The following is a 12,168-nucleotide window of genomic DNA, read 5'->3' as shown; positions in this document are numbered from 1 at the left end:
CTACTCGTCCTGCAGCAACTGGCTTGGAAACAAGACTTCGTTGAAGCCGAAATCGCGCAGGTCGCGGATGCGCATCGGATAAAGGATTCCCTGCAAATGGTCGTATTCGTGCTGCACCACGCGCGCATGAAAACCTTCGACGCTGCGGTCGATTGCCTTGCCGAATTGGTCGCGGCCTTGATAACGCAGCCGCCGGTAGCGCGGCACCAGCCCGCGCATGCCCGGCACGCTTAAGCAGCCTTCCCAGCCTTCTTCCATTTCTTCGCCCAGTGGCGTGAGCCTGGGATTAATCAGGACGGTATAAGGAACTTCCTCGGCATCGGGGTAGCGCGGATTGCGGGTCACGCCAAAAATGGCGACTTGCAAACCCACGCCGATTTGCAGCGCGGCGAGCCCGGCGCCATTCAGCGCTTCCATGGTGTCGCCCATGTCGGCAATCAGCTGGCGCAACTCCGGTGTGTCAAATTTTTCCACCTGCTTCGCTACTTCCAGAAGCCGCGGGTCGCCCATTTTCAAAACTGCTTTAACCGCCATCGAGCTCGACCAGGTTTTCCAGAATAATCTTTACGCGGTCCATCGATTGCTGCATCACCGCTTCCAGGTTTTCAAATTGAATGGCCTTGGCGCTGTCGCCCTTGCCGGCCGCGTGGTTGGCCACTACGGCTATGGTCGCATAACACAGCCCAAGTTCCCGGGCCAAAGCCGCTTCCGGCATTCCGGTCATGCCCACCATGTCGGCGCCGTCATCTTCCATGCGCCGGATTTCCGCCGCGGTTTCCAGTCGCGGCCCCTGGGTTGCACCGTACACGCCGCCCACGATTACTTTCTGTTTGGCTTTTTCCGCAGCACGGATAAAGCGTTGGCGCAGCTTCTCGCAGTACGGCCAGGTGAAATCGATATGGGTAACCGGCTTGTCCAGGTCCTCAAAAAAAGTATGCGCGCGCCCGTGGGTGTAATCGATGATTTGATCGGGAATGGCAAGGGTCCCCGGCCCGAGGTCGGCGCGTATCCCGCCCACCGAGGCCACCGATACGATATGCGTGACTTTTAGCGTATGCAGCGCCCAGATATTGGCGCGGTAATTCACCTGGTGCGGCGGAATGGTGTGGCCGTAGCCGTGGCGCGCGAGGAAAATCACGTCATGTTCACGCAGCTTGCCGAAAGTCAGTGCGCAGGAAGGCTCGCCGTAAGGCGTGCGTACTATTTCGCGGTGCGACGTTTCCAGGTTGGCGAGCTTGGTGAGCCCCGTGCCGCCGATAATCGCCAGCATGCTTTTCCCCATTTTAGCCATTTTGCTTCAGTGCATAGATCGCGGGCAAATTGCGCCAGGCACCGTACGCATCCATGCCGCAGCCGAAGACATAGCGATTGGGAACGGTGACCCCCACGAAATCCGCGCGTATTGGTTTGTCCTTGCCGATTGCCTTTTCCACCAGCACGGCGCAGTAAAAAGACTTTGCGCCGGCGGCAAGGATGCGCTCGCGTATCGCCGCCATGGTCTGCCCTTCATCGAGAATATCGTCCACCACCAGTACCACTCTGCCTTTCACATTTTCCCGCGGCACGACTTTCCAGTTGATCGTGCTGCCCCGTGTCTCGTCGTCATAGCGCGAGACATGGATGTAATCGAAATCCAGCGGGAACTTCAGCTGCGGCAGCAAATGGCCGGTAAACACTACTGCGCCGCCCATGACGCTTAATACCAAAGGCTGTTGGTCGGCAAGTTTTGCGCTGATTTCACCGGCGACACGTTTTATTGCATCCGTAACGGCAGTGGCGGAACAGACTTCATCCGCAGAATTTAGGATATCCCAGGCTTTATCTTTTGTAAGCTTCAATGCTGTTTTTAAAAAATTTTGACTGGATTATACCCGCTTGCTAAGCGAGGCGAGATAGGAGCTGAATTCTTTCCCTACTTCCGGGTGCTTGGCCGCGTAAGCCAGTGTAGCCTTGAGATAGCCGAGTTTCGAGCCGCAATCGTAGCGCGCCCCCCTGAATTCATAGGCGAGTACCGACTCTTCGCTGAGCAGTGCGGCAATGGCGTCGGTGAGCTGGATCTCCCCTCCCGTCCCCGGCTTGATGCTCTTCAAATAGTGAAAAATTCGCGGCGTGAGAATGTAACGGCCGACCACCCCCAAGGTGGAAGGCGCCTTATCCGGTCTTGGTTTTTCCACAATGCCGGTAATACTATGAAGCCTCGGCGCCAAGGCATCGGTTTTGACGATGCCGTATTGCGAAGTATCTTTTCTCGGCACCTCCTGCACTCCCAGTACCGAGCATTGATATTTGCGGTAAATATCGGTCATTTGCTTTATCACGGACGGCTCGGCATCAATCAGGTCATCGGCGAGAATCACTGCAAACGGCTCATCGCCGATGACGTTGGCGGCGCACAGTACGGCATGTCCCAGCCCCATCGCCTCCGGCTGTCGCACATAAATACATCTGGCGTTCTTGGGAAGAATCTCCTGAACCGACTTAAGCAGCTCCTTTTTGCCGCGCGCGTGCAGCTCGGTTTCGACTTCATAAGCTTTGTCAAAATGGTCTTCAATCGCGCGCTTGCCCCTGCCGGTGATGAACACCAACTCGGTGATTCCGGTGCGCACCGCTTCTTCCACCGCGTACTGGATTAAAGGCTTGTCGACGATGGGCAGCATTTCCTTGGGGCTGGCCTTGGTTGCCGGCAAAAAGCGGGTACCCAGGCCGGCGACGGGAAATACGGCTTTGCGGATTTTGTTCATGGGTCCGAAGTTAATGAGATTCACTTGCCCAGAAGCTTGAGCAGGCCCGCTTCATCGAGAATTTTCACTCCCAATTCCTGCGCTTTGGCCAGCTTGCTGCCGGGGTCGGCGCCAGCAATCACATAATCGGTTTTGCCGGAGACGCTGCCGCTGACGTTGCCGCCCAGCGCTTCGATTCTCTCCTTCGCCTCCTCGCGCGTCAGATGCGACAGGGTGCCGGTGAGTACAAAGGTTTTGCCGTTCACTACGCTAGCGGTTTTTGCTGGCATTCCTTCGCCTTCAGCCCAGCTTACGCCGCAGCCGCGCATTTGTTTAATCACTTCACGGTTGTGCCGTTCGGCAAAAAACTGCGCGATGCTTTGCGCCACGACCGGGCCGACATCCTGCACTTGCAGCAAGGTCTCCGCGTCGGCCTGCATCAGCTTGTCGAGACTGCCGAAGTGCCGCGCCAGGCCTTTCGCCGTCGCTTCTCCCACATTGCGGATGCCAAGCGCGTAAATGAAGCGCGGCAGTGTGGTACGCCTGCTCTTCGCAATCGCCGCCAGCACATTGCCGGCGGATTTTTCAGCCATGCGCTCCAGATTGGCAAGCGCCGTGAGCCCTAGCTTATACAAATCCGCCGGCGTTTTCACGACCTGATTGTCCACCAGCTGGTCAACCAGCTTCTCACCCAGACCTTCGATATCCATTGCTCGGCGCGAAGCAAAGTGCAAAAGGGCCTGCTTGCGTTGCGCGGGGCAGAACAGCCCGCCGCTGCAACGCGCCACTGCTTCATCCTCGGAACGCACCACTTTGGAATGGCATATGGGGCATTGCTTCGGCATCTTGAAATAATCTCCGCCCCGCCGCGGGCCCTTGCGCGCCACACTCACCACCTCGGGAATGACATCGCCCGCGCGGCGCACCACCACCATGTCGCCGTGCCAGACGTCTTTGCGCCTCACTTCGTCCTCGTTGTGCAGAGTGGCATTGGTGACGTTGGCCCCGCCGACAAACACCGGCTTGAGCCGCGCGACGGGGGTAAGCGCGCCGGTCCGCCCGACCTGCACTTGGATATCCAGCACTTCGGTCAGCGCCTCCTGAGCGGGGAACTTGTGGGCCATGGCAAAGCGCGGCGCGCGAGCCACAAACCCGAGCTTTTCCTGCAGACCGAAATCATTGACTTTGTACACCACGCCGTCTATGTCATAAGGCAGGCTGTCGCGTTTTTCGCCGATGCGGCGGTAATAATCGAGCAAGCCTTTTATCCCTCGCACCATCTTGCGTTCAGATGCCACCGGAAAGCGCAGTTGTACCAGATAATCCATCAGCTTGCTGTGCTTGTCGCGCGGCAACGCCCCTCCTTCCGCCCGGCCAACGCCATAGGCGAAGAATGCCAGCCTGCGGCTGGCGGTGATGCGCGAATCCAATTGCCGCAGCGACCCGGCGGCGGCATTGCGCGGATTGGCAAATTCCTTTTCGTTTTTATCCCGCTGCAACCGATTGAGTTTTTCGAAATCCCGCTTCAGTATCAGGACTTCCCCGCGCACCTCAAACAAAGCCGGCAGGCCGCGCGCGGGAAGCCGCAGCGGAATGACTTTGATGGTGCGCAAGTTGGCGGTGACCTCTTCGCCGGTAAAGCCGTCGCCGCGGGTGGCGCCGCTGACCAGCGTTCCTTTTTCATAGGTCAGCCCCACCGCCAGGCCGTCAAATTTTGGCTCAACAGCGTATTCGATTTCCTCTTCCGTTCCCAGACCCTCGCGCGCCCGGCGGTCAAACGCCGCCACCTCATCATCGTTAAACGCGTTGTTGAGCGACAGCATCGGCATGTGATGAACGACTTGCGCGAACTCCTTGAGCGGAGCCGCGCCCACGCGCTGCGTGGGCGAATCGAGGGTCACCAGTTGTGGGTATTTCGTCTCCAGATCGACCAACTCGGCAAATAGCCTGTCGTATTCGCTGTCGGGAACAGTCGGCGCCGCGAGCGCATAGTATTCGTAGTTGCAGCGCTCGATGCTTTCACGCAAGGCGCGAACCCGGTCGACAACCTCCGCCGGCGCTTTCATTCAGGAAAAAAGCCTTAAAGCGCGTGGACTGCCCGCACTGATATTGCGTCGCTCCATGAGCGTATAGACGACCCGCAGTTGCACACGGATTTTTTCCACCCCCGCATCATTAAGCGGGGCCCGGTTGTCGTCCACCAGCCTCCCGCCCAACGCGGCCGCGAGCTGCCTGGCACAGGCGAGCATCTGGTCAAAAACGCGCACCCCGGAAGCCACTCTCGGTACATCCAGGAGCAGGGTCACTCCGGGAATGGAAAGGTTCTTGATTTGCTCCGACGTGAACGGCGCCGCCTCATGATTGAAAAGCGCGTACAGGCTTTCCCCCTGCTCGTTGAGGCAGTGGTAAGCGCCGTCACCCAACAATTTGAGCCCGGCGGCCTCACTCAGCGCGCGCAACTTGGTTCCAGGAAAAGCCGGTCCGCCCTGGGCGATGACGTTAAGTCCTATCGAAATATCCACTTCGGCGCAAAACTCGTCGAGCTCCACGGCTTGTTCCAGCGCGGTATTGCGATCGGGAAGCAAGAGGTCGGCAGCGGTTGCCTCGGCAAAACTTTGGAGCAGATCATAGAACAGGGCAAGCTGCGATTCCTTGACGCAACCCGAGCGGTCGGCAAGCTGCAGGCCGACTTTTACCCGGGAACAACGCACAGAATCGGTTTCAGCCAGTTTCTCCCAGGACCGATTCATTTCGTTATAGCCGCAACCCACTGCTCGGCGCCCGAACTCGAGCAAGCGTTTTGCCAGCATTTTCGTCTCTTCAGCGGAAAACGGCTGGGCGCGGTTTACTTCGGCAATTAAAGCAATCTCCGGATCGAGAGCGGCGTCCGCAGCTTCCGATTGGAACACAGGCTTGGATGCTGGCGGCGCTTTCTGAGTATCAATGCCCCCCAGTCGCGGCTCCACTCTTTCCTCGCCGGGCGTATCCCGGGATTCCAGCAGGACGTCGTGGAATTGGTTTTTGAAAGCGGACTCTGACTTGCGCCGGTATTTTCTCTCCTGCAGCCAGTTGAATGCATAAGTCGCGGCAACGATAAGGATGCCGATTGCCAGCAAGCTAAGTTGCAAGTCGCTCATAATGAGCCCCTATGCGACGGCTTCTTCCCTCAGTTTCATCGCTTCTTCGATGTCCACCGCCACCACCCGCGACACCCCCTGCTCGGGCATGGTAATACCGATGAGCTGGTGCGCGATTTCCATGGTGATTTTATTGTGGCTGATGAACAAAAACTGAATCTGTTCGGACATTTTTCTGACCAGGTTGCAGAAATTTTCAGTATTGGTGTCGTCGAGCGGTGCGTCCACCTCGTCCAGGAGGCAAAACGGCGACGGATTAAGCTGGAACAACGAGAACACCAGGGCCAAGGCTACCAGCGCTTTCTCGCCGCCAGAAAGCAGATGAATCGAACTGGTTTTCTTGCCTGGCGGCTGGGCGATAATTTGCACCCCGCTGTCGAGAATTTCCTCGCCGCTCAGCACCAGCCTGGCCTGGCCGCCGCCAAACAACATCGGGAATATTTCACTCAAATGGCGGTTCACCGCCTCAAAGGTTTCCAGCAGGCGGGCGCGGGTTTCGCGGTCGATGCGGCGGATGGCGTTTTCCAATGTTTCCACCGCTTCTTCCAGATCCTTGGCCTGGTTGTCGAGATAGTTTTTGCGCTCTTTTGCTCTTTGCAGTTCTTCCAGTGCCGCGAGATTGACCGCGCCCAGTGCGGTAATTTCCTCGTTTAAGCGGGCGATTTCCACCTGCAGTGCAGCAGCCTTCATTCCTTTTCGCAAAAGCGCTGCCAATTGTTCTTCGTTGGCGGCGGCAGCGCGCAATTGCTCGGCGTATTGCTCTTCATTCAGGCGCGCTTCCTGCTCTTTGAGCTGCATTTCATGGATTCGGTTGCGCAGTGGCTCGAGCTGGCGCTCGGTGGTAAGCCGTTCTTCCTCGGTCTGTTGCAAGCCGGTAGTGAGTTCTTCCAGCGTGTTGCGCGCCGCGGCCAAGGCTTGCTCCTTGAGCTGCCTTGCTTGTAAAGCCCTTTGCAGTTGTTCTTGGTAAAGGGTTTCGTCCAGATTCCTATGCTCCACGTTACCCCGCTCCAGAGTCTCGCTCAAGCCACATACTTGCTCATCTAATACATTAATTGAATTATGTATTTCATTGATTCTATTTATATTTACCTTTTCTAAAAATCTTGATTCATGGAGTGCCTGCTGGGACTGATTGAGCCGTTCGCGCTGTTCATTTAACCGGGTTTCAGCGGCGCCATGTTCTGCATTGGCATCGTGCAAATGCTCTTGCAGCGCCGCAACTTGAGTGCGGGAGGAAGTAAGATTGGCCCCGGCGGTTTGCTGCTGCTGGGTTTCATGCTCCAGTTGCGGGCGGATTTCTTCGAGCTCGGCGGCAATCTGCTCCGCGCGGCGCTGCGCCTGTTCGGCGTTTTGGGTGAATTTCAGCGCCGCGATTTGCGCTTGGTGGAGTTGAGCCTGCAAAGCTTCGGTTTCGCTCCTTAATGCGGCCGTTTCCGCTTGCAGGGATTGCCATTGCTGTTGCACGGCTTCCAGCGTAGCGCGTTGTTCTTCCAGCAGCGAGCGTTGGTTTCCCGCTTCCACCTCCAGTTGCTCGATTTCACGGCTGCGGGCAAGCACGCCGTGCATTTCCGAGTCTGCTGCATGGAACGAGACGCTGTTGCGGGTAAAGATATGCCCTTCACGGCTGACCAGCAGCGCCCCCGGCGGCAACAGCTCTCGCTGTTTGAGCGGCGCATCATCCGCGCAATAAACGTTGTGCAGCCAGTCCTCGAGTAAGTCACGGATGCCGGGATTATTGAAAGTCACCAGATTCAGAAGCGGCTTTAGGCCGCCCACTGTCGCAACCGATACGCCCTGCGGCGGCAAGACAAACACGGTGAGCTTCACCGGCGGCGTATCGTTCAGCAAATCCTGAAGCCCGGTGGTTTTGCTCAAGCCCAGCGCGCTCAGCCGCTCGCGCAGCACGCTTTCCAGCGCATTTTCCCAGCCTGGTTCAATCCGCAGCTCCCGCCACAGCCTGCGCACTTCCTCGAGATGGTGTTTGGCGAGCCAGGGCTGCAGCTTGCCATCGGTTTGCAGGCGCATCTGTAACTGCTTCAAGGTATCGAGCCGGGCCATGAAGCCGGCCAGCGCCTGCTCACGGGTCTGCAGGTTGTCGTTGAGCGCCTCCTTTTTTTGCTCTAATTCAGGCAGGCGCTGCTGCAGCGAGTCCAGTTTTTGTTGTTTCTCCTTGAGCACTTGTGCGGACTGCGCTGGTTCTAGCTTCAGGCGCTGCAACTCGGTTTGGTCCGTTTTGGGGAGCGTTTCGCGCTCTTCAACCAAACGCAACCGGCGTATCTCGAGCTGCTGCAGCATTTTCTGCGCGTGGGCGCGATGGGTTTCCTCGATTTGCGCCGACTGTTGTGCTTGGGCGAGCTCGCGTTGCAATCCCAAAACCCGCTCTTGGCAGTTACGGAAAGCCTGCTCCACTTCGGGCAGCAGTCGCGCCTCGGCGCCGGCTTTGCGCTCCGCCTCTTCGATCAGCTGCTGCAGCCGGACCCGCTCGCTTTGCAGTTGCGTCAAGGTTTGCCGGGTCGATTGCTTGTGGTCTTCCAGTTGCTCCAGTTGCTGGTGCAGCGAAGCAAGCTGGGATTCGATGCGCTGGCGGTTCTCGCAGATATGCTGGATTTGCTGCTCGAGCCTTGACACTTCACTATTGGCAGAGTAAAGCTCGCCTTGCGCCTGGTGTACCGCATCACCCGCGCTATAATGCCGGGCGCGCACCTGCTCCAACCGGTTCTCAACTTCGCGCAGCCTCGCGGTATCCGCTTCCAGTTCGTTGCCAAGTTTCTGGACTTCCTTCTCGACGCGGTTGCGGCTGGCCGCCGCATCCTGTTTTTTGATCAGCCACAGCAGATTTTGCGAAGTAAGTAGCTGGTTTTGCAGTTCGCGATACTGGATGGCGATACGCGCCTGCTCCTCCAGGTGCTGCAACTGTTTTTCCAACTCCTGCCGCACATCGGCGACGCGCAGCAGATTTTCCCGCGTATCTTTAAGCCGCAATTCGGTTTCCCTGCGCCGCTCGCGGTATTTGGATGCGCCCGCCACCTCTTCCAGGAACACCCTCAGCTCCTCGGGCCTGGCTTCGATGACGCGCGAGATCATGCCTTGCTCGATAATGGCATAGGCGCGCGGGCCCAAACCCGTGCCAAGGAAAATATCGGTCACGTCGCGGCGCCGCACGTGCGTATTGTTGATGTAATAGCTGGATTCGCCGTTACGAGTGAGCACACGCTTGATGGAAATCTCGGTGTAAGTCGACCACTGGCCGGCCGCTTGGCCCCGACTGTTGTCGAAAATCAGCTCGACGCTGGCGCGGGAAACCGGCGCGCGCTCGCCGGAGCCGTTGAAAATCACGTCCTGCATGGTTTCGCCGCGCAAATGCCGCGCCTGGGATTCTCCCAGGACCCAACGTACCGCGTCGATGATATTGGATTTGCCGCAACCGTTGGGGCCGACGATGCCTACCAGCTGCCCCGGGATCGGGATATGGGTCGGGTCAACAAAAGATTTGAACCCGGCAAGTTTGATCTGAGTGAGGCGCAATTTATTGTAGTTAGGTTAAAGGGTTATAATTTGTCGCAGGAGAAGCTGTGTTCATTTTAACCGATTTAATCAGGACAAGTTAATGCCGACTCAAGCCAATAAAAATCTGGAGACCTTTCTCAACCCCAAGGCAGGACGGGACTATCTGATTCACATGGAAATTCCCGAGTTTACCTGCCTTTGTCCAAAAACCGGCCAGCCGGATTTTGCCAAGCTCGCTCTCGACTACATTCCCGACAAGAAATGCGTGGAGCTGAAAAGCCTCAAGCTCTACCTCTGGTCTTTCCGCAACGAAGGCGCGTTCCACGAAGCCGTTACCAACCGCATTCTCGATGATTTGGTGAACGCGGTAAAACCGCGCTACATGCGCCTCACCGCCAGGTTTTATGTCCGCGGAGGAATTTTCACCACCGTGATCGCCGAACACCGCAAACCGGGCTGGGAACCTCCGGTTCAGGTTGATTTGCAGCCGTTCGAAGAACAATCGAACACGCGCTGACTTTCAGGCGGGATTTTCCTGCGACTCCAGTTCCAGGCGACCTGAAAGCAGGCTCGCCGCGATAATCATCGCGCCGCCAATTGTATCCTGCAGGCTCACTGCTTCATCGGCCAATACATAAGCGGATACCGCTCCCACCACCAGTTCGAACATGAATATGACTATCGCGCGGTTGGCGCTCACGTGACTCAAGCCGTATTGCACCACCGGGTTAACCAGAAATATCACCAGCGCCACCAGCAGCAGCAACAACCCATCGTAGCCGCCAAGCCGTGAAGGCAAACCATGCCCGGTACCGGCCGCCACCACCAAACCGAATAACGCCACGCCGGCCCAGATGCTCAGCGCTTTCAGTTGCAGGCTGATGCCATGCGCCTTGCGGGCAAGCACGTTGGACACGGCGAACATAAAGCCGGCGGATAATCCCAGCCATTCCGCGGAATTTTGCGGCAAAGGCCAGCCGCTCTCCAGATGCCACAACATGGTGACCGCACCTGCTAACGAAAGAATCACCACCAGCAAGCCGTAGGTATTGATCCTCTCCTCTAGCAGCGTTCCCGCCAAAATCACCGTCCATAGCGGCGCGAGGTAAAAAAGCAGCAGCACTCGCACCACCTCGCCTTCAATCACCGCCAGCACGTAGGCGAGATTGGTCCAGCCCGCGCTTAAGCCTATCCACAACACGATCCATGAAGCACGGCCAATCTCCTTGAAAGCTCCGCGGTAAACGAGGAGCCCCGCTAGCAGGGCCAAGAAATAAGTGATAAAAGTGGCGATATCACCGGCAATCCCCGCTTCTTGCAAAATCCGGTAGGGATACCAGATGAGGCCCCAAACTATGGCGCCGGTTAAAAGTGCGGAAACCGGCACCAATTTTTGTTTTGTGAACAAGCGCCACGCCTTTATATAATGCGTCGTTCCGGCAAGCTCTCTGCGGAACACGCTCCAAGTCATGAACTCATATCTTGATCGCCTGCAACCCTACCCGTTCCAGAAACTGGCGCGGCTGTTTGAAGGCATCACGCCCAATCCGGATCTGGCGCCGATCAATCTTTCGATTGGCGAGCCAAAGCATGCTGCGCCCGAGTTTATCAAAAAGGCGCTGGCGGACAACCTCAATGGGTTGGCGAATTATCCCATAACCCAAGGAAGCTTCGATTTACGCAAAGCGATTGCCGCCTGGCTGAAACGTCGTTTCCAATTGCGCGAAATCAGCGCGGAAAATGAAATCCTGCCAGTAAACGGCAGCCGCGAAGCCCTGTTCGCTTTCGCTCAAGCCGTGATCGACAGCGGCGCCGGGCAACCGGTGGTGGTGTGCCCCAACCCGTTTTACCAGATTTATGAGGGGGCGGCGCTTTTCGCCGGCGCGACGCCGCAATTTCTGAATTCGCTACCGCAGCATCATTACACTCTTCACTTTAAAGAACTCGATGAATCGATTTGGAGGCAGACACAACTGATTTATGTGTGCTCGCCGGGCAACCCGAGCGGCAGCGTGATGACGCTGGAAGAATGGGAAAAACTGTTCAAGCTTTCCGATCAATATGGATTCACCATCGCTTCCGATGAATGCTATTCCGAACTCTATCTTGACGAAAGCAATCCGCCGTTGGGAGGACTGGAGGCGGCGCAAAAGCTGGGAAGAGAGAGGTTTCCACGCCAGGTGGCATTCGGCAGCCTGTCCAAACGCTCCAGCGTGCCCGGCATGCGCTCCGGTTTTGCCGCCGGTGATGCGCAAATCATCAAGAAATTTCACCTCTACCGCACTTATCACGGCTGCGCCATGAGCCCGCCAGTGCAAGCCGCCAGCATCGCCGCCTGGAACGATGAAGCACATGTGGTGGAAAACCGGCGGCTCTATCGTGAAAAGTTTGCCCGCGTCACGCCGCTCATGAAAAAGTGGATGCCGGGGCTCGAAACGCCGCAGGGCGGTTTTTATTTGTGGGCGCAAACGCCTCTGCCCGATACCGAGTTCGCGTGGCTGTTGTATCGCGACTATAATGTCGCCTTGCTGCCGGGAAGCTATCTCGCGCGCGAAGCGCACGGCATTAACCCGGGCAAAATTTCGTGCGCGTCGCGCTGGTTGCGCCTCTTGCCGAATGCGTGGAAGCGGCGAAACGCATCGCCGAATTCATTGAACAACTTTAGAGCCTCTAACATAATGAAACGGATTTGCGTTGCTGGCCAAAAAGCGATGAATGCGCGACGCGAGGCGTAACTCGATGCCGGGACATCGAGTAAGCCGAGCAACAAAGCAGGCGCGCTTTTTGGCCGCAACCCTTGGGGA

9 protein-coding genes and 1 pseudogene are annotated in these 12,168 nt (G+C 57.3%); 2 read left to right on the top strand and 8 right to left on the bottom strand.

The window, feature by feature from the left end:
- From def to smc, 7 genes are read right to left on the bottom strand one after another with little or no spacing between them, the layout of a single operon-like run.
- Nucleotides 1-534: a peptide deformylase gene (gene def / locus VHE58_10575; protein ID HVS27714.1), complete on the bottom strand. Its 534-nt coding sequence runs from the start codon at nt 532-534 to the stop codon at nt 1-3.
- Nucleotides 524-1,291 carry an S-methyl-5'-thioinosine phosphorylase gene (locus VHE58_10570; protein HVS27713.1) on the bottom strand — a complete coding sequence of 256 codons (768 nt, stop codon included), beginning with the start codon at nt 1,289-1,291 and terminating at the stop codon, nt 524-526. The genes def and VHE58_10570 overlap by 11 nt, the downstream gene beginning before the upstream one ends.
- Nucleotides 1,284-1,838: a hypoxanthine-guanine phosphoribosyltransferase gene (locus VHE58_10565; protein HVS27712.1), complete on the bottom strand. Its 555-nt coding sequence runs from the start codon at nt 1,836-1,838 to the stop codon at nt 1,284-1,286. The genes VHE58_10570 and VHE58_10565 overlap by 8 nt, the downstream gene beginning before the upstream one ends.
- Before the next feature lie 27 nt (nt 1,839-1,865).
- Nucleotides 1,866-2,741 (bottom strand): UTP--glucose-1-phosphate uridylyltransferase GalU, encoded by an 876-nt coding sequence (galU, locus tag VHE58_10560; protein HVS27711.1) that lies wholly within the window; start codon nt 2,739-2,741, stop codon nt 1,866-1,868.
- Nucleotides 2,742-2,761: 20 nt separating this feature from the next.
- Complete coding sequence (gene ligA, locus VHE58_10555; protein HVS27710.1) at nt 2,762-4,786, bottom strand: NAD-dependent DNA ligase LigA; 2,025 nt, start codon at nt 4,784-4,786, stop codon at nt 2,762-2,764.
- The gene (locus VHE58_10550) at nt 4,787-5,857 is read right to left on the bottom strand and encodes a cell division protein ZipA C-terminal FtsZ-binding domain-containing protein (GenBank protein ID HVS27709.1); all 1,071 of its coding nucleotides are present in this window, start codon (nt 5,855-5,857) and stop codon (nt 4,787-4,789) included.
- A 9-nt stretch (nt 5,858-5,866) separates the two neighbouring features.
- A complete protein-coding gene (gene smc, locus VHE58_10545) occupies nt 5,867-9,382 on the bottom strand; it encodes a chromosome segregation protein SMC (protein HVS27708.1) in 3,516 nt (1,171 codons plus the stop codon).
- Between the two features lie 82 nt (nt 9,383-9,464).
- On the opposite strand from smc, the gene queF reads away from it, so the two are divergent.
- Nucleotides 9,465-9,881, top strand: coding sequence for a preQ(1) synthase (gene queF, locus VHE58_10540; protein HVS27707.1), 417 nt, complete (start codon nt 9,465-9,467; stop codon nt 9,879-9,881).
- A gap of 3 nt (nt 9,882-9,884) precedes the next feature.
- Here queF and VHE58_10535 read toward each other — a convergent pair whose 3' ends face one another.
- Nucleotides 9,885-10,772 (bottom strand): DMT family transporter, encoded by an 888-nt coding sequence (locus tag VHE58_10535; protein HVS27706.1) that lies wholly within the window; start codon nt 10,770-10,772, stop codon nt 9,885-9,887.
- A gap of 61 nt (nt 10,773-10,833) precedes the next feature.
- On the opposite strand from VHE58_10535, the pseudogene dapC reads away from it, so the two are divergent.
- Nucleotides 10,834-12,029 (top strand): annotated as a pseudogene (gene dapC, locus VHE58_10530) (succinyldiaminopimelate transaminase).
- Nucleotides 12,030-12,168 lie beyond the last annotated feature (139 nt).

The sequence above is a fragment of the Burkholderiales bacterium genome (genome assembly GCA_035543335.1).
Classification (GTDB): Bacteria; Pseudomonadota; Gammaproteobacteria; order Burkholderiales; family JAHFRG01; genus JAHFRG01.
Note: the sequence above shows the minus strand (reverse complement) of the source record. Positions and strands in the feature narration are given on the sequence as shown.